Here is an 18,187-nt window from a genome sequence, read left to right on the forward strand (position 1 = left end):
GACGGTTCGCGGCGGGTCTGCTCCGGCACCAGGCCGGGCGCCAGCGGGCGTTCGGCGCCGGCCATCGGCCGGAGCGGGATACCCCTCGGTGGGGTCTCGGCGGCGGGGTCGATCTGGTCGACGTGGGCCCAGCTGTCGTCGCCCCACGCGTCCTCGGGGTACTCCTCGTCCGCTTCGAGCTCGGCGTCAGGCCTGGTCCCGGCCTCGGTCCGGCCCTCGGCCGCTCCTAAAGCGGTCCGCTCAGCTGTCCGGTCAGCGCCAGCTTCGGCCGGCGAGCCAGCCGTTGTCCCCTCGGTCCGGGCCCGCGGGGAGTCCTCGTCGAACTCCGACTTACCCCACCCTCGGCCCTGGGCCAGGTGCCCCACGGTGCCAGGTGGGTACTCCTGCTGCGCCTGATCCACCGTTCTCCTCTACCCCATCACCGTCGCTGGTGCTCGCGACCAACCCCGGCGACGGTAGTCCGGAGCTGCGCCCGACGCGAGTGTGCCCGCTCAACCCAGCCCGGCGTAGGAGTGCAGCCCGGTGGTGACCAGATTGATGAAGAACAAGTTGAACAGCACGGCGGCGAACCCGAAGACGTTGATCCAGGCCGCCCCGCCGGCGCGCCAACCCGCGGTGGCCCTGGCGTGCAGGTAACACGCGTAGACCACCCACACCACGAACGCCACCGTCTCCTTGGGGTCCCAGCCCCAGAACCGGCCCCAGGCCGCCTCCGCCCAGATCGCGCCGCAGATGATGGCGAACGTGTAGAGCGGGAAGGCGAAGATCGTGACCCGGTACGCCGCGCGGTCCAGGGTGTCCGCCGACGGGAGCGCGTCGAGCCAGGTACCGCCGACGCCGTGCTTGCGCAGCAGGAACAGCACGCTGGCCACGCCGGCGACCATGAGCAGGCCGGACGCCAGGCTGACGGCGGTGACGTGGATGGTCAGCCAGTAGGACTGCAGCGCCGGCATCACCGGGGCGGGCTTGACGTAGAGCGCGCTGCCGGCCAGGAACAGCAGGATCTCCACCGGGAGCAGCAGGAACGCGCCGAGCGGGCGCAGCGAGTGGTTGCGGCGCAGCAGGTAGAGCCAGGCCAGCACAGCCATCAGCCCGGCCGCCGAGATGAACTCGTACATGTTGCCCCACGGCCAGCGCTCGACCGCGATGCCCCGGATGACGACCGAGCCGATGTGCACCAGCGCGCCCAGGATGGTCAGCGCCACGCCCATCCGGCCGAACCGCTCCGGCAGGGACCGGGTCTGCCGGTCCGGCCCGGTCGGACCCGTGCCAGCCGCATCGGTACCCGGGCCGGCGGTACCGACCTCGGCGCCGACCTCGGCGCCGACCTCGGCGCCGACGTCGGCGCCGACCGTGGCCAGCGCCACCGGGGTGCGGGTGCGCGCGTACTCGCCGAGGTGCAGCACCATCGCCAGCAGGTAGATCCCGACCGCGGCGTGGAAGGCGTAGTCGCTGTAGGTCGCCAGCGCCATGTTGACGGGCATCAGGCCGAGCCTCCCCGATCTCGCGTGCCGTCCGGCCGCGGTTCGTCCGTGTTCTCGCTCATGTCGACAGCCCCGGACCCGAGCAGGGCCGCCCGCAACCGGGCGAACTCCTCGCCGTAGCCGGCCTGGTCGGTGCGGGCAAGGCCGCCGATCTCCATCACCGTACGTCCCGGCTCGGATACCGGATCGGCCGGGCGGATCCGTGCCCAGAACCGGCGCCGCTTGATGGTCAGCGAGGTGCCCAGCCCGAGCAGGATCAGCACGGCGAACACCAGCACGAACTTCTCCGCCGGGTCGTGCGAGATCTGCAGGTCGACCCACTGGGTGACGTTGTCGAAACGCACCGTGGTGCCGTCGTCCAGCCTGACCTGGTCGCCCTCGAACAGGTTCTGCCTGGCCACCCGCTTCAGCGCGCCGGACTCCAGCTGCGCCTGGGACACCTCGAAGATGGACTGGCCGCGTCCGTCGTCAAGGCCGAGGTCGCCGCGCAGCACGTCCACCGCGACCTCGGGGTGCAGCGGGGCAGGGAACACCGAGGTGATCACCTTGCCGCCGGAGGACGTGGGCGCGAGCAGCCCGGTGACGGCGATCTGGTTGCGCCGCCGGCTGGCCTCGTCCGGCAGCCCCGGGCGGTCGAACTTGGTGGCGCCCTCGGAGAGCATGGTCGTCTGGTCGGCGGGCTTCCACTGGATGGTCTGGGTGCGGGCGGTGCCGTCCGGGAAGGTCACGGTGAAGGTCGGCGCGTACCCGTGACCGAGCAGGTAGACCCGGTCCCCCGCCACCCGCAGCGGCGAGTTCACCTTCAGCGCGTACGGCCGCCACGGGCCGCTCGCACCGGCCGCCAGGTCCGCGCCGGCCTGGTAGCCGATACTGGCCTCGTAGTGCTCGGGCTGGCCGTTCGGCAGGTACTGCGCGTCGAAGGTGTCGACCTTCACGCAGAACGGGTTCAGCGAGGTGCCGTCCACCAGGTTGCCGGCGGTGAACGAGTCGTAGCCCAGGATGCCGCTGTTGCAGAACTGGTTGCCGCCGGTGAGCACGATGACCTGGCCCTCGTACCCGAACAGCTTGCCCACCGCGAACCCGACCAGCAGCCCGACCAGCGCCAGGTGGAACACCAGGTTGCCGGCCTCGCGCAGGTAGCCCTTCTCGGCGGACACCGTGTACCCGCCGGCACCGTCCGGTTCCTCCCGCACCCGCCAGCCCCGCAGCCGGGCCCGCACCTGGCCCAGCGCGTCCTCCGGTGAGCCGTCGATGCGGGCCGACGCGTGGTGCGGCAGCCGGAACAGGTTCCGAGGGGTGGCCACCGGCCGGGCGCGGCTGGCCTTGACGTAATCCAGGTTGCGCGGCAGCAGGCAGCCGATCAGGGACACGAACAGCAGCAGGTAGATGGCCGCGAACCACGGGCTGGCGAAGACGTCGAAGAAGCCGAGGCGGTCCAGCAGCGGACCGAGCCAGGGGTGTTGCTGGCGGTACTCGGTGATCTTGGCCGGGTTCAGCGAGCGCTGCGGCAGCAGGGCGCCGGGCATGGCCGCGAGCGCCAGCAGGAACAGCAGGAACAGCGCCGTGCGCATGCTGACCAGGCCGCGCCAGGTGTTGCGCAGGAAGCTGACCAGGGTGGCGGGCCCGCCCGGCGGGCCGGGAGCGGTCTCCTCGACACCGGGCTGGGCGTCCGGGTGCGGGTCGGCGGTCCCGTCGGCCGGTCGATCGGGAGGCGGTGCGCTCGGCGCATCGCTGGTCGAGCGGGTCGAGGGGGTCGAGGGGGTCGAGGGGGTCGAGGGGGTCGAGGGAGTCACAGCCGTGCCGCCAGGCTCGCCACGGTCCTCGTCGGGGTAGTCGGCATCAGATCGGCGGGGTGAATCCGGTGATCGACACCTGGAGCCCGGCCACCAACTGGCCCCACAGGCCGGTCACCAGCAGCACGCCGACCACCACCAGCAGCGCACCACCGCTGACCTGCACCGCGCGCACGTGCCGGCGCAGCCAGGCCAACGCCCGGACCGCCCGCGCCGCACCGACGGCGATGACCACGAACGGCACGCCGAGCCCGGCACAGTACGCCAGCGTGAGCGCGACCCCGCGCAGCGAGCCGCCGCCCGTGCCGGCCGCCACCGCGACCACCCCGGCCAGCGTCGGCCCGATACACGGCACCCAGCCCAGCCCGAACAACGCGCCCAGCAGCGGCGCGCCCCACAGCCCGGCCTTCGGCACCAGGTGCACCCGGCGTTCCCGCGACAGCACCGGCACCAGCCCGACGAAGGCCAGCCCCATCACGATGGTGAGCACGCCGCCGAGGCGCTGCAGCAGGTCGGTGTTGCGGGTCAGGGCGTCGGCCAGCCGGACGACACCCACCATGATCACGCCGAACACCGCGGTGAAGCCGAGCACGAACAGGCCGGCCGCCCCGGCCACCCGCCACCGCCCGGTGCGCGGCCCCGCCGCCTCCCGCTGGGTCACCGGCGGCACGTCCGCCCCGACCAGGCCGGCCAGGTAGGCCAGGTAACCGGGCACCAACGGGACCACACACGGCGAGGCGAAACTGACCGCCCCAGCGGCAAGCGCCACCAGGACCGCGAGCAACGGCGGCCCTGAGATGACGAGGCTGGTGGACGGGTCCATCGGTTTGAGAGTAAGCAGCGCCCGCTGAGGAGCGCCCGGCGGGTTCATCCCTTGTGAAGGGCACAGTGAACGGCACAGTCGGCAGCACGGCTCGCGACACCCGCCGCGGCATCACTCAGTCGACCCGCTCGGCGGCCAGCTGCGCCACCACCGGCGCCAGCTGGCCGATCCGGACCGAGGTCAGGAACACCGCGGCAACCCGGTGCTCGCGGTCCAGCACGATCGTCGAGGGCACCGTGTTGCGGGGGTAGCCGTGCAGCGCGTCCAGCGTGCGGCCGGGCGGGTCGAAGATGGACGGGTAGGTGACCTTGCGGTCGTGCACGAAGTCGGTCGCCGCGTCCCGCAGGTCGCGCACGTCGATGCCGAGCACGGCGACGCCGCCGGTCTGGCCGGCCTGGTTGCCCTGGTGCAGCTCCTGCAGGTCGTCCATCTCGGCCCGGCACGGGCCGCACCATGATCCCCAGATGTTGATCACTACGACCTGGCCGGGCCAGTTCTGGATGCCGACCTGGGTGCCGGGTTCGGTCAGGCTGTCCCCGGACAGTGCGCGCAGCGCGCCCCGCGAGCTCGGCGGGTCGTAATGGATGATCTGCTTGCCGCCCGGGGCGACGAACTCGAAGCTGCCGCCGCTGGCCACCGCGTCGGACCCGGTACTGCAGCCGGCCAGCAGCGCCGCCGCCGCCAGCAGCGCCGCCGCCAGTGCCCGCCCGCGCGCCGTACTCATGCCCCGGTCACGGTCGGGTCGCTCGCCCCCGCCGGCTCCCGGTAGCGCAGCTCGACGAGCTCGTCACCGTCGAACACCAGGGTGGTCAGCGACGCCAGTCCGCACTGGCGCTGCCGCGGGTCGTGCCACATCCGCTTGCCCTCGAAGTTGCGCCGCGAGGTCCAGATCGGCAGCTGGTGCGACACGCACACGGCGGTGTGCCCGGCGGCGAGCTCCCTGGCCCTGCTCACCGCGGCCCGCATCCGCGCCGCGATCTCGACGTACGGCTCGCCCCAGGACGGCTTGAACGGGTTGATCAGCTTCGGCCAGGTGGCGGGGTGCCGCAGCACGCCGTCGCCCACCCCGAACCGCCGCCCTTCGAACTGGTTGGCCGCCTCGATGAGGTTCGGCTCGGTGATCACCTCGAGCTCGTGGGACTTGGCGATCGGGGCGGCGGTCTGCTGGGCGCGCTCCATCGGCGAGGCCAGCAGCACCGTGATGTCCTCCTCGGCGAGTGCGTCGGCCACCAGTTGGGCCTGCTGTTCACCGCGCACCGAGAGGCGGTACCCGGGCAGCCGCCCGTAGAGCACGCCCTCCGGGTTGTGCACCTCGCCGTGGCGGAGCAGGTGGACGGTGGTTCTGACACCAGTCCGGGTACCGGCCGGGTCGCTCACCGGCCACCCCCGACGGCCGGGTCGGTCGCTTCGGCGGCGGCCCGCGCGGCGGCCGGCAGCGCGGACGCGAGCACCTCGAACGCCTCGTCGTCCAGAGCGGCGGAGACGAACCAGGCCTCGAACGCGCTCGGTGGGCCGTACACGCCGTGGTCCAGCAGTGCCTGGAAGAACGCGGGGAACCGCCAGGTCTGCGCGGCGCTCGCGGTCGCGAAGTCGGTCACCGGGTCCTCGGTGAAGAACACCGAGAACATGTTGCCGGCGTACTGCACCCGGTACGGCACCCCGGCCGCACCCAGCGCGTTGCCCATCAGCTCACCCAGGCGGGCCGCATTGGCGTCCAGCGCGGCGTACACCGCCTCGTCCGCGGCCCGGAGGGTGGCAAGCCCGGCGGCCACCGCGATCGGGTTACCGGACAGCGTGCCGGCCTGGTAGACGGGACCGGCCGGGGCCAGGTGCGACATCAGCTCGGCGCTGCCGCCGAACGCCGCCGCCGGCAGCCCACCGGACATCACCTTGCCGAACGTGTAGAGGTCGCCGGCCACGCCCTCGAGGCCGTACCAACCCGAGCGGGACACCCGGAAACCCGTCATCACCTCGTCCATCACCAACAGCGCGCCGTGCGCGTTGGCGAGCGCGCGCAGCCCGGCGTTGAAATCGGCCAGCGGGGCGACCGCGCCCATGTTGCCGGCCGCCGCCTCGGTGATCACGCAGGCGATCTCCGGGCCGCGCTCGGCGAACACCGCGGCCACCGCGTCCAGGTTGTTGTAGGGCAGCACGATCGTGTCCGCCGCCTGGGCACCGGTGACCCCGGGGCTGGTGGGCAGCCCGAAGGTGGCCACCCCGGAGCCGGCCTGGGCCAGCAGCGCGTCCACGTGCCCGTGGTAGCAGCCGGCGAACTTCACGATGACCTGGCGACCGGTGACGCCCCTGGCGAGGCGGACCGCGCTCATGGTGGCCTCGGTGCCGGAGTTGACCAGCCGCACCTGCTCCACCGGCTCGACCCGGCTGATGATCTCCTCGGCGAGCTCGATCTCCCGCTCGGTGGGCGCGCCGAAGGACAGCCCGTCCCCGGCGGCGGTGCGTACCGCGTCGACCACCTCGGGGTGCGCGTGCCCGAGGATCATCGGACCCCAGGAGCACACCAGGTCCACGTAGCGGACGCCGTCGGCGTCGGTCAGCCACGGGCCCTTGCCGGACACCATGAACCGGGGCGTGCCGCCGACCGCCTGGAAGGCCCGGACCGGGGAGTTCACCCCGCCGGGGATGACCCGGCTGGCGCGCTCGAACAGCTCGGCGGAACGGGTATGGACGTTGGGCGTTGTGGTCTGCGGGCTCACGGCGGCCAGTCTCGCAGAGTCGGCCGGTGCCGGCCGATCCGCCGGGGCCGGTGGGCAACCGCTACCGGGTCACTTCCGTGAGGCGATGAACTCCTGCGACCGCGGCAGGAACAGCAGCACGGCGCCGGCCACGGCCAGCAGCACGATGCCCATGCTCACCGGGTCCGCGGTGGTGACCACCATGGCCCCGACCAGCAGCACGACCTCCACCGCGGCCAGCGCGGCGGTGATCGAGCGGGCACCCCGTTTCGGCTGCACGGTCAGCCAGGCGAACAGCAGGAACAGCAGCGCGAGCACCAGGATCGCCACGCCGGCCGCCCGGAAGATGTTCAGCAGGACGTCGGTGCTGATCGTGCTGTTGGCGCTGTCGATCTTGCTGCGCAGGTTGGTCGAGATGTTGCCCGGCTGCACCGCGAGCAGCACGCCGAAAACGGCGGCCGGCAGCGCGGCCAGCGTGAGGAAGATCGCACCGGCCCACATCTCGGGCGGCCGTCGGATGAGTTGTGCGGCGGCTCGCGAGCCGGTGGGGGCACCGTCCGAACCGTCGGTCGAATGATGGCGGGATTCGGACGGAGTGGTCACCACAAAACCATAACCGGCGGACTGTCGGATCGGACTGCCGACGACCGCCCCGGACGGGTGGTCCGGCTCAGTGGTCCGGCTCAGTGGAAGTAGCCGCGCGTACTCGGCCGGTACATCAACACGGTGGCGGCCACGATCATGGCCAGCTTCGCCGTCACATAGCCCAGGGTGAACAGCACCAGCCCGTCCAGGTTCCTGCCGAACGAGCCGTTCAGCCCGAACAGCGCGAGCAGGCTGACCGCGACGAACACCCAGGCCACGCTCATCAGGGTGACCCGCGCCCACAGCCGGCCGACCCGCATCTGGCTGCCGAGGACCAGGAACAGCACGGCCTCGATCAGTGCTCCGACCAGCACGGTCGCGCCACTGATCCGGAACGAGATCTGGATGACCGCGTTGAGCAGGGACAGCACCACCACGCCGACGAACAGCGCGAACGACGCCCGGACCGCGGTGGGTGGCAGGGGGCCGGCGTCCATCATCACAGCCAGGCACCGTAGCGGATGATCACGCTCGCCCCGGAGCCGGCCGGCTGTTGATCGGGTGGGGTCTGGTCGGGCTGGGCCGGCCGGCCGGGCTTGGTCGGGCTTGGTCGGGTCGGGTCGGGCGGGTCGGGTCGGGTCGGGCCGGTCGGGTCGGGTCGGGCCGGTCGGATCGGGTGGGGTCGGGTCGTCAGTGAGCGTGACCGTCCTCGTCGGCGAAGTAGCGGTCCACCTCGGGCTGATAGGCCCATACGACGGCGGCCAGCGAGCACAGGACCACCGCCGCCCCCGTGATCAGCCAACCCGCGCGCGGCTGGTCGGCCAGCAGCACCAGCACGAGCGTCACGTCGTAGATCGCGGTCAGGGTGACCACCGCGGTGCGCGCCCAGAGCCGCCGCCGGTACCCCTGCGCAGCGAACCACAGGTAGCCGACCGCGAGCAGCAGCAGGCAGGCGCCGAGCACCCGGTACCCGGTCTGCCCGGTGTGCACCCGGGGCCACGGGCCGGTGTACGGCAGCCAGCGCCGCATCGGTGCGCCGGCGGCGGCTCCGCCGAGCAGCAGGAAGGGCAGCGTACTGAGCACCAGCAGCGCCGCCGCGGTGCGCAGGGCGGCCGGGCGGACGGATCGATCGGCGAGGGGCGACCGGGCCAGCGACTGCCCGGGCTGCTCGACCGGCACCGTAACCACGCCGGCACCGTACGGCCGATGATCGGCTTCGCGGGCCGGGGCAACGCGAACGTGTACCCCGGACCCGGCCAAGATCACCCGACTCGGTGGAGCGCTTCACCCGGCCGGAATTCGGCGGTGGCGAGGCGACTCGCGGGCAGGTCGGGCGACCGTCAGGCGGACGCCGGGCGAGTCAGGTGGCGAGCGCTAGCCGAGCCAGGTGGCGAGCGCCGGGCGGACGCCGGGCGAGCGTCAGGCGAGCCAGGTGGCGACCTCGGCCGCCCAGTAGGTCAGCACCACGTCGGCGCCGGCCCGCCGGATGCCGGTGAGCGTCTCCAGGACCATGCGGTCGCGGTCCACCCAGCCGTTGGCCGCCGCCGCCTCGATCATCGAGTACTCGCCGGAGACCTGGTAGGCGGCCACCGGGACGTCCGCGTTGTCGGCCACGGTGCGCAGCACGTCCAGGTACGCCATGGCCGGCTTGACCATCACCGCGTCGGCGCCCTCGGCCAGGTCCAGCGCCAGTTCGCGCAGCGCTTCGCGGGCGTTCCCCGGGTCCTGCTGATAGGTCTTGCGGTCGCCCCGCAGCGACGACCGCACCGCTTCGCGGAACGGCCCGTAGAACGCCGAGGCGTACTTGGCGGTGTAGGCCAGGATGCCGGCGTCGAGGTGCCCGGCGTTGTCCAGCGCCTCCCGGATCACCCCGACCTGGCCGTCCATCATGCCGCTCGGTCCGATCAGGTGCGCCCCGGCGGCGGCCTGCGCGACGGCCATCTCGGCGTAGAGCGCGAGCGTCGCGTCGTTGTCCACCGCACCGTCGGGCGTCAGCACGCCGCAGTGCCCGTGGTCGGTGAACTCGTCGAGGCAGCAGTCGGACATGATCACGGTCGCGTCGCCGACCTCGGCAAACAGGTCGGCGAGCCCCACGTTGAGCACGCCCTTGGGGTCGATCGCGCCGGAGCCGGTCGCGTCCTTGTGCTCGGGTACGCCAAACAGCATCAACCCGCCGACCCCGGCCGCCACCGCCTCAACTGCGGACTTGCGCAGTGAGTCCCTGGTGTGCTGGACGACGCCGGGCATGGACGAGATCGGCACCGGCTCGGTCGCATTTTCTCTAACGAACATGGGCAGCACGAGGTTGCGGGGCCGCAGCTCGGTTTCGGCGACCAATCGCCGAAGGGCGGGGGTACCGCGCAGCCGGCGTGGGCGTTGCGTCGGGAACATACCCCCGAGCCTACGACCGTCCACGGCCGACCGCCTCCACCTCACCGCACCGCCAGCCCGCCGCACCGCCGCACCGCCGCACCGCCGCACCGCCGCACCGACAGCCCGCGCCCACACCGACGCTCGCACAGACCGGCCGCCGCTCGCACAGCCCGTGCAGAGTCTGTGCGGCGCGCACCCGGTCTGTGCCGGCCCACGCCTCGTCGCCGCCCGCCGCGACGCCGACGGGGCGCGCCCACCGACGCCCCGGCGCTCGCACAGATCGGCCGCCGCTCGCACAGCCCGTGCAGAGTCTGTGCCGCCTGCACCCGGTCTGTGCGAGCTCCTACCCCGGACGCCGGCCGGCCACGCGCACGCCGGCCAGCCACGCGCCGGCCGGCCACGCGCACGCCGGGCGGCCGGCTCCTACCTACCCGCGCACAGCGGCACCCCGCCGCGGGTGGCGGCGGGGTGTCGGCTGGAGCTGGAGCCGGGACTAGCGGCGGCGGGCCTTGGCCTTGCGCGGCGGCGGCAGCGCACCCTCGGCGCGCAACCGGGCGGCGTGGTTGGCCAGCGCGTCCACCAGGCTGCCCACCTGGGCGATCTCGGGCTGCACGTCGACCCGGAGACCGAACTCGCGGGCGGTCTCCGCCGTCTTCGGACCGATGCAGGCGACCAGGGTGCGCGCGTGCGGCTTGCCGGCGATGCCGACCAGGTTGCGCACCGTCGAGGAGGACGTGAAACAGACCGCCTCGAAGCCACCGGTCTTGATCGCCTCGCGGATCGGGGCGGGCGGCGGCGCGGCGCGCACCGTGCGGTACGCGGTCACGTCGTCGATCTCCCAGCCGCGGTCACGCAGCCCGGCGGCGAGCGTCTCGGTGGCGATGTCGGCGCGCGGCAACAGCACCCGGTCCACCGGGTCGAGGATGTCGTCGTGCGGCGGGAAGATCTCCAGCAGCCCCTCCGACGACATCTCGGTCATCTCGTCGGCGTTGGGCACAAGCTCGGGGTGGATACCGAAAGAGCGCACACTGGCCGCCGTGGCGGTGCCGACGCAGGCGATCTTGACACCGGAGAACGCACGGGCGTCCAGGCCGAACTCGGCGAACTTCTCCCACACCGCGCGCACCGCGTTGGTCGAGGTGAACACGACCCACTGGTAGCGGCCGTCGACCAGACCCTTGACCGCGCGCTCCATCTGCGCCGGGGACCGGGGCGGCTCCACCGCGATCGTGGGCACCTCCTCCGGCATGGCGCCGTGGATCCGCAGCCGCTCGCTCATCGCGCCGGCCTGGTCCTTGGTGCGCGGCACCAGCACCCGCCAGCCGTACAGCGCCCGGGACTCCCACCAGGACAGCAGGTCGCGGCGGTCGACGGTGTCGCCGATGGTGAGCACCAGCGAGCCGCTCAGCACACCCGCCTCGGCGGACAGCGCGGACAGCGTGGTGATGATGGTGCGCTGCGTGGAGCAGGTGCCCTCGGAGGTCACCGCGACCGGGGTCTGCCCGGATACGCCCTGCTCGGTCAGCCCGACGGTCACCTCGTTGAGGTGTGCGGCGGTGGCGTGCAGCACCACCGGCTCTGGGCCGCTGGCCACCCGGGCCCAGTCCACACCCGAACGGACGTCGGCGACGGTGTGCGCGGAGCCCAGCGGCACCCCGGCGTAGGCGGGCACCGCGGTGGACGAGGCCACTCCGGGCACCACGTCGAAGGGCACCGGGCCCTGGGCGACCGCGACCGCTTCGGCGACGACCGCATCGCCGGTCAGCGGGTCTCCGGCGACGAGGCGGACGACCGCGCGCCCGGCGCTGGCCTCGGCGATCAGCTCTTTGGCAACCTGCGCCGGGTCGCCGACAGCGGGCCGCACCTCGGCCCCATCGGCGGCCAGCGCCAGGACCTGCTCGGGTACGTCCGGGTCCGTGATGATCAGCGGCGCCGCGCTGATCATGTCCCTGGCTCGCACCGTGAGCAGGCCGGGGTCGCCCGGGCCACTGCCCACAAAGGCGATCCGGCTGGTGGTGGACTGCATTCGGTTCATCAGGAACTCCCGATCCAACGGTATGCGGGGCCGCCGGTCGCGGGTAGCGACTCAGCGCCCAAGTCGAGCAATTCGGCCGCCAGGGCGCGCCCCAGCGACTCTGCTTCAGTTGTCTTGCCTGTAATCGAGGCGCGCAGCAGCGCGCCTTCGGTAGTCGCCGCGACGCCGCGCAGCGACAAGCCCTCGATGATTCGGCCTTCGTCGTCGAGGTCCTCGACGACCTCGGCCAGTGCACCGACCGGCGCGGAGCACCCGGCCTCCAGGGCAGCCAGCATCGCCCGCTCGGCAGAGACCGCCACCCGGGAAGCCGGGTCGTTCAGGGCACCGAGCCGGTGTTCGGTGTCCATGTCGTCGACCCTGCACTCGATGGCGAGCGCTCCCTGCGCGGGCGCGGGCAGCATCTGCAGCGGGTCGAGGGTCTCGGTGATCTCGGCCAAACGGCCTAACCGGGACAATCCTGCCCTGGCGAGCACGACCGCGTCCAATTCACCGGACCGCACCTTGCCGATCCGGGTGTCCACGTTCCCGCGCAGCTGGACGATCTCGAGCCCCAGTCCGAGCGCGCGCAGCTGCGCGGCCCGCCGGGGGGACCCGGTACCCACCCGCGACCCGGCCGGCAGCTCGCCGAGCACCATGCCGTCACGGGCGACCAACGCATCGCGGGGGTCCTCCCGCAGCGGCACCGCGGCCAGGGTGAACCTGGGGTCCCGCGCGGTCGGCAGGTCCTTGTACGAGTGCACCGCGAAGTCGACGTCGCCGCAGGACAGCGCGTCGCGCAGTGCGGTGGTGAACACCCCGACGCCGAGCTCGGCCACCGGGGCGAGCGACTCGTCGCCGGTGGTACGCACCACGGTCAGCTCGACCGGGCAGCCCGCCGCGCGGATCACGTCAGCCACGTGGCCGGCTTGGGCGAGCGCCAGCGCGCTGCCCCGGGTGCCGATCCGCAATATGCGCTCGGTCATCGGACTCCGTCTCTCATCAGACACCGTCCTGGGGAATCTGGTCCAGCGCGAGGCCGTCGACCAGGCCGTCCAGGGCACCGGTGACGTGGCTGCCAGCGGCCTGGGTGGCACCGATGGCCTGGGCACTGAGCGCCTTGGCCCCGGTGGCGGCGGTGACCGCCGCGGGTGCCTGCGGGTCCAGCCCGAACAGTTCGCGCAGTGCCTCGGCGTAGGTGTCCCCACCGGGCGCCTCAGCGAGTTGTTTCACCCGGACGGTGGGGGTGTGCAGCAGTTTGTCCACCACGCGGCGGACGGTGTGCGCGAGCTCGTCGCGCACACCGGGGTCGAGATCGGGCAGTCGCCCGGTCATCCGGAGCAGCTCGGCGTCCACCACTTCGGCGGCGCGGCGGCGCAGCGCGGTGACCGTCGGGGTGACCTCGGCGGAGCGTTGCGCGGACAGGTACTGAGCGACCTCGTCGACCACGATCTGGCGGGCGGCACGCACCGTGTCGCCCTCGGTGCGGTCACCCAGGCGCTCGTTCAGGGTGGTCAGGTCGATCACGGTGACCCCGGGCAGCTCGGCGACCGAGGGGTCGACGTCCCTGGGCAGCCCGAGGTCGCAGATCACCAGCGGGCCTGCGTCCCGGTGTGCCAGCGCCTGGGTGACCATCTCGGTGGTCAGCACGGTGCCGACCGCGCCGGTACAGCTCACCAGCACGTCGGCCAGCGCGAGCTCGGCCGGCACCTGGTCCAGCCCGACGGCCCGCGACGGCAGGCCGTCGGCGGTCAGGTTGGCGGCCAGCCGGGCGGCCCGGTCGGGACCCCGGTTGGCCAGCACCAGCGCACCGAGGCCGGCCCTGCGCAGCTGCGCGCCGGCCAGCGCGCCCATCGAACCGGCGCCGACCACGAGCGCGCGGCGGCCGGCGAGCCCGCCGAGCACGGCGGCGGCATCGGCCAGCGCCTCGGAGACCACGGAGGCACCCGCCGCGTCGATCCCGGTCTCGGAGTGCGAGCGCTTCCCGACCCGCAGTGCCTGCTGGGCCAGTTCGTGCATCACCCGGCCGACGGTGCCGGCCTCGATCGCGGTGTTGTACGCGGTGCGCAGCTGACCCAGGATCTGGGCCTCGCCGATCACCATCGAGTCCAGCCCGGCGGCCACCGCGAACAGGTGGTCCACGGCGGACGCCGCGTAGTGCACATAGAGGTAGGAGCTCAGCTCGGTGACGCTCAGCCCGGCATGCCTGGCCAGCACCCCGGACACGTCGGCGAGCCCGCCGTGGAACGCCTCGACGACCGCGTACACCTCGACCCGGTTACAGGTGGAGAGCACCACGACCTCGCCGACCCGACCGGTGCGGTTCAGCTCGTCGAGCAGCTTCGGGACGTCCTGGCTGGACACCGAGGCCCGCTCCAGGATCTCGACCGGGGCGCTGCGATGGGACAGCCCGACCACCAACACACTCATCGCGGCAGCACCGCCCGCCCGGCGGCGTCGTCCTCGGCTACCGCTCCGTTGCGCACCACAGAACTGTCCATAACTCCATTAACGGGGCCGTCGGGCGCTCCGTCCACCGACGTGCCGTGAGTTGGCACACCATCAACCGCACCGTTGGCCGCCGCACCGATCACCGCGGCACCGTTCACCGCCGCACCGTTGAGCGCGGCCTCGCCGTGCCGGCGCGCCACGTGGAAGGACAGGATCTGCATCTCCACCGCGAGGTCGACCTTGCGGACCTCGACCTCCTCGGGTACCTGCAACACCACGGGAGCGAAGTTCAGGATGGACCGCACGCCGGCGGCGACGAGTGCGCTGCACACGGCCTGCGCTGCTGGTCCGGGGGTGGCGATCACACCGATGGAGACGCCACGCTGCACACAGACGTCGGCGATCCGGTCGATGTGCTCGACGAGGATGCCGGCGATGTGGATGCCGACCAGGTCCGGATCGACGTCGAACAGCGCGCGCAGCGGGAAGCCCCGGCCGGCGAAGCCGCTGTAGCCGGCCAGCGCGTGGCCGAGGTTGCCGACCCCGACGAGGGCGACCGCGTGGTGGCGGGTCAGGCCCAGGGTGTGCTCGATCTGGTGCACCAGCCGGGAGACCTCGTAGCCGACGCCCCGGGTGCCGTTCGACCCGATGTAGGACAGGTCCTTGCGCAGCTTCGCCGAGTTGACCCCGGCGGCGGCGGACAGGTCTTCGCTGGACACGGTCTCACCACCGGTGGTGGCCAGGTCGCCCAGCACCCGGAGGTAGACCGCGAGCCGCGCTACGGTGGCTTCCGGAATCACCCGATCGAGCTTCGCGGCGTCTTCGCGGGCCGGGTCCTCGCCGGACGGATCGGCCTGCGGATGCAACGACACGCTGGCTTCTCCTCGATCCCTACGGCTAGTGAGTTGCGCCGACGCACCGATTGCGGCACCCGCGGGGATTTGCGTGGCCGCCACGCGTCATGGCGTCGGCGACTACGGTAGCCGCTTGTGAACGCAGGCACAAAGTAGCGATCTTGGTCGACGGCTGTGTTATCGACTCCAGGCCGCTGACCAGCACGGACGTCGACCCGATCCGGAACTGGGCCATCCCGCGTCACAAAGTCTGGTGAGTTACCCAGACTTGGTCCGCTGCGGGGCAGCGCGCCTGCTCCCGGCGTCCCGGACAGCCACTCGAGCAGCACCTCCGGACAGCACGGCGGGGGCGGCCCCGAAGCTTCGGGACCGCCCCCGCCGGACGCTCTGCCCTACCCGCGACCGGGTCAGGGGTTCTTCGGCTGCATCACCTGGTCGACCAGGAACAGGGTGCCGTTCGCGGTCGGGATGTTGCCGCACAGCACGTGCGCGGTCACGCCGGTGTTGTCGGTGATGTTCAGCGTGTCGCCGTCATCCTTGATCTTCACGCTGCCGCCCTGCAGCGTGGTCACCGAGCCCGCGGCGACCAGTCCGGCGCGGTCGTACCGCTTGACCACGACGTGGTACTTCAGCACGTCGCCCAGCGCGTTCTGGTCGGCAACCAGCGCGTTGTAGCGGTCCGGTCCCATGTTCTGCTGGAAGTTCGTGAACCCGCGGTCGTACGTCGCGAAGACGGTGACGTCCTTCTGCTGGTTCAGCGTGTCGGTGAGGTTGGCCTTCTTCAGGGCGACGGTCAGCGACCGCAGCAGCGGGTTGGCGGCGATCGCGGCACCGACCGGGATCGTGGCATCCCGCACGGCCGAGCCGGGCTCGCCGGCCTGCGGCAGCTCGTTGCAGGCCGGGCCGAACACGTCGGTCGGCTTGGTGACGCCGTTGGGCGAGGCGCCTGGCGCCGGCGCCGCGGCGGGCGTCGACGTCGCGGGCTCGTCACTGGGAATCGGGGCCGGGGTACCGCACGCGGCCAGCGCGACGGCCAGCGCCGCGGCACTGACCACTGTGCCGACCAACCTGAGGCGTTGGATCTTCCTCACGTGTCTGTTCCTCCTTGAACGTCCGGTTGCTCCGGACTCGAAGTCACGTCTTCCCCAGCCAGGACGTCGTCACCCGAATACGGTCGGTCACGGTCCGCACACGGACCGACACCGGGGTGAGGCTAGCGCTGGTGCTTCGAGCCGAAACTTCCGGGCTGCCCGACACGTCTCAGGTCCCGTGCCCGCGGTCGCACAGACGGCCGGTAGGCCGCACCCAGGTTGCGGCTTGGGTGCGGCCCGCGGCAGGTCTGTGCGAGGCGGTTACTCGGCGGTCAGCTGGATGCTGGGCCAGCCGGTGGCGCCGTCCGGTACCGGGTCGGCCAGCAGCGGGGTCTGCGGCACGCCGGTCGTATCGGTGGCGCGGCACTCCAGGACGTGGTCGCCGGGAGGCACGGTCAGCTCGACCCGCCACATCCGCCAGGTGTCCGAGTTGACCTCGGTGGACAGCTGCGCCGGCTGCCACGCCCCGCCGTCCACCCGCACCTCGACGCGGGCGATCCCCCGGTGCTGCGCCCAGGCGATACCGGCGGCGGTGAGCTGCCCGGCGGGCACCGAGGCGCCGGAGCGAGGCCGGTCGATCCGGGACTGCGTCTTGATCGGCGCCTGCTGTGCCCAGCCGCGCTGCAGCCAGTACGACTGCTTGGCGTCGAACGTCGTCACCTCGAGGTCGGCCAGCCACTTGGTGGCCGAGACGTACCCGTACAACCCGGGGATCACCATCCGCACCGGGTAGCCGTGCTCGAGCGGCAGCGGGGCGGAGTTCATCCCGAGCGCGAGCATCGCACCCCGGCCCGGCTCCAGCACCACCTCGACCGGGGTGCCGGCGGTGAACCCGTCCAGGCTGGTGCTGAACAGCTGGTCCGCGCCGGGTTTCACGCCGGCCTCCAGCAGCACGTCGCGCAGCGACACCCCGATGAAGTTCGCCGTCGAGATCAGGTTGCCGCCGACCTCGTTGGACACGCAGGTCAGCGTCACCGGGCGTTCGAGCAGCGGCCGGTTGAGCAGGTCCTGGTAGCTGATCGTCAGCTCCCGCTCGACCAGGCCGTGCACTTTCATCGACCAGTCCGCCGCCGCCTTGGCCGGCAGCCGCAGCGCGGTGTCGATCCGGTAGAAGTCCCGGTTCGCGGTGAGGAACGTCGGCGTGCCCTGGGCGGCGAAGTCCGCGCCGGCCGGCAGTGGCGGCGTCGGCCGGGCGGGCCGCAGCGTGCCGGCGACGTCGGACTGCGACGCGGCGACGTCCACCCCGGCGCCGAGCAGGTAACCGCCGATGCCGGCACCGGCCGCGCCCACCCCGACCGCGGCCGACGAGACCAGCAGCTGCCGCCGGGACACCGACTCGCCGGGCACCGCGTGCCGGGGCGCGCCGCCGGTGTCGGGCGGCGGGGCGATCGGCGGAGCGGTCTCGACGGTGTCGGGCGCTGGGTCTGGACCCGGGCCGGGAGCACCGGACGTGCCGGCGGCCCGGTCCACCGCGAGCGACATGGCCTTCCCGTGCAGCCAGCGGAACGTCCACAGGCCGGTCCCGAGCGTGGCCAGCGGTGCCACCACGTCGGGCAGCGTGAACACCGGCGAGCTGACCACCGCGGCCAGCCCGATCACGGCCAGCACGACCACCACCCGCCGGCCGGGACGGGGGCTGCTCCGGGAGGCGAGCCCGGCGAACACCGCGATCAGCACGAGGACCACGCCGACACCGAGCAACAGCCCGAACTTGTCCGCCTTGCCCTGCGGCAGCCCGGGCAGCGTCAGCGCCTTGCCGAACTCGACCAGGGCCGGCGGTGCCAGCCGCACGACCGCGTCGGCGACCGCCTGGTAGGGCGAGGACAGCGGGGACACCACGCCGGCAACCAGGTGCCCGGCGCCGACGGCGGCGGCGAAGGCCAACACCGAGCCGACCACCGCCTGGCCAGCGGGAATCCGGGTGGTCGCCGGGGTTGTTGCGCGGCGGGGAGCCGCGACCGTGCTCATAACTCCCCTTGGTACCAGGACATCGGCATCGCCGGCCGCCCTTCCGGTGCCGCCGTTAGCG

16 protein-coding genes are annotated in these 18,187 nt (G+C 72.6%); all 16 read right to left on the reverse strand.

Features of this window, described 5'->3' with window-relative positions; genetic code table 11:
• Window positions 1–491: 491 nt before the first annotated feature.
• The 16 genes from ccsB to ACTXG6_RS01440 all read right to left on the reverse strand — a co-directional run bounded on the left by ccsB (window position 492) and on the right by ACTXG6_RS01440 (window position 18,126).
• Window positions 492–1,484: a c-type cytochrome biogenesis protein CcsB gene (gene ccsB / locus ACTXG6_RS01365; RefSeq protein ID WP_445185921.1), complete on the reverse strand. Its 993-nt coding sequence runs from the start codon at window positions 1,482–1,484 to the stop codon at window positions 492–494.
• Window positions 1,484–3,055: a cytochrome c biogenesis protein ResB gene (resB, locus tag ACTXG6_RS01370; RefSeq protein ID WP_445190317.1), complete on the reverse strand. Its 1,572-nt coding sequence runs from the start codon at window positions 3,053–3,055 to the stop codon at window positions 1,484–1,486. Before resB ends, ccsB begins: the two co-directional genes overlap by 1 nt.
• Window positions 3,056–3,323: 268 nt before the next feature.
• Window positions 3,324–4,100 carry a cytochrome c biogenesis CcdA family protein gene (locus ACTXG6_RS01375; RefSeq protein WP_445185922.1) on the reverse strand — a complete coding sequence of 259 codons (777 nt, stop codon included), beginning with the start codon at window positions 4,098–4,100 and terminating at the stop codon, window positions 3,324–3,326.
• Between the two features lie 115 nt (window positions 4,101–4,215).
• Entirely contained in the window at window positions 4,216–4,824 is a 609-nt protein-coding gene (locus ACTXG6_RS01380; protein ID WP_445185923.1) for a TlpA family protein disulfide reductase, read from the reverse strand.
• Window positions 4,821–5,477 (reverse strand): histidine phosphatase family protein, encoded by a 657-nt coding sequence (locus ACTXG6_RS01385; protein ID WP_445185924.1) that lies wholly within the window; start codon window positions 5,475–5,477, stop codon window positions 4,821–4,823. The genes ACTXG6_RS01380 and ACTXG6_RS01385 overlap by 4 nt, the downstream gene beginning before the upstream one ends.
• Window positions 5,474–6,814: a glutamate-1-semialdehyde 2,1-aminomutase gene (gene hemL, locus ACTXG6_RS01390; protein WP_445185925.1), complete on the reverse strand. Its 1,341-nt coding sequence runs from the start codon at window positions 6,812–6,814 to the stop codon at window positions 5,474–5,476. Before hemL ends, ACTXG6_RS01385 begins: the two co-directional genes overlap by 4 nt.
• Before the next feature lie 69 nt (window positions 6,815–6,883).
• Complete coding sequence (locus ACTXG6_RS01395) at window positions 6,884–7,396, reverse strand: hypothetical protein (RefSeq protein WP_445185926.1); 513 nt, start codon at window positions 7,394–7,396, stop codon at window positions 6,884–6,886.
• A gap of 80 nt (window positions 7,397–7,476) precedes the next feature.
• A complete protein-coding gene (locus tag ACTXG6_RS01400; RefSeq protein ID WP_445185927.1) occupies window positions 7,477–7,875 on the reverse strand; it encodes a hypothetical protein in 399 nt (132 codons plus the stop codon).
• 193 nt (window positions 7,876–8,068) lie between these two features.
• On the reverse strand, window positions 8,069–8,566 hold the full coding sequence (locus ACTXG6_RS01405) for a hypothetical protein (RefSeq protein WP_445185928.1): 498 nt from the start codon (window positions 8,564–8,566) through the stop codon (window positions 8,069–8,071).
• 231 nt (window positions 8,567–8,797) lie between these two features.
• Window positions 8,798–9,769, reverse strand: coding sequence for a porphobilinogen synthase (gene hemB, locus ACTXG6_RS01410; RefSeq protein ID WP_445185929.1), 972 nt, complete (start codon window positions 9,767–9,769; stop codon window positions 8,798–8,800).
• Window positions 9,770–10,244: 475 nt separating this feature from the next.
• On the reverse strand, window positions 10,245–11,786 hold the full coding sequence (locus tag ACTXG6_RS01415) for a uroporphyrinogen-III synthase (RefSeq protein WP_445185930.1): 1,542 nt from the start codon (window positions 11,784–11,786) through the stop codon (window positions 10,245–10,247).
• The gene (gene hemC / locus ACTXG6_RS01420) at window positions 11,786–12,748 is read right to left on the reverse strand and encodes a hydroxymethylbilane synthase (RefSeq protein ID WP_445185931.1); all 963 of its coding nucleotides are present in this window, start codon (window positions 12,746–12,748) and stop codon (window positions 11,786–11,788) included. The genes ACTXG6_RS01415 and hemC overlap by 1 nt, the downstream gene beginning before the upstream one ends.
• 16 nt (window positions 12,749–12,764) lie before the next feature.
• Complete coding sequence (locus ACTXG6_RS01425) at window positions 12,765–14,192, reverse strand: glutamyl-tRNA reductase (RefSeq protein WP_445185932.1); 1,428 nt, start codon at window positions 14,190–14,192, stop codon at window positions 12,765–12,767.
• Window positions 14,189–15,079 carry a redox-sensing transcriptional repressor Rex gene (locus ACTXG6_RS01430; RefSeq protein WP_445190318.1) on the reverse strand — a complete coding sequence of 297 codons (891 nt, stop codon included), beginning with the start codon at window positions 15,077–15,079 and terminating at the stop codon, window positions 14,189–14,191. The genes ACTXG6_RS01425 and ACTXG6_RS01430 overlap by 4 nt, the downstream gene beginning before the upstream one ends.
• A 395-nt stretch (window positions 15,080–15,474) precedes the next feature.
• Entirely contained in the window at window positions 15,475–16,158 is a 684-nt protein-coding gene (locus ACTXG6_RS01435) for a fasciclin domain-containing protein (RefSeq protein WP_445185933.1), read from the reverse strand.
• Between the two features lie 261 nt (window positions 16,159–16,419).
• On the reverse strand, window positions 16,420–18,126 hold the full coding sequence (locus tag ACTXG6_RS01440; protein ID WP_445185934.1) for a molybdopterin-dependent oxidoreductase: 1,707 nt from the start codon (window positions 18,124–18,126) through the stop codon (window positions 16,420–16,422).
• Between the last annotated feature and the right edge of the window lie 61 nt (window positions 18,127–18,187).

This window comes from Pseudonocardia sp. Cha107L01, from assembly GCF_052566575.1.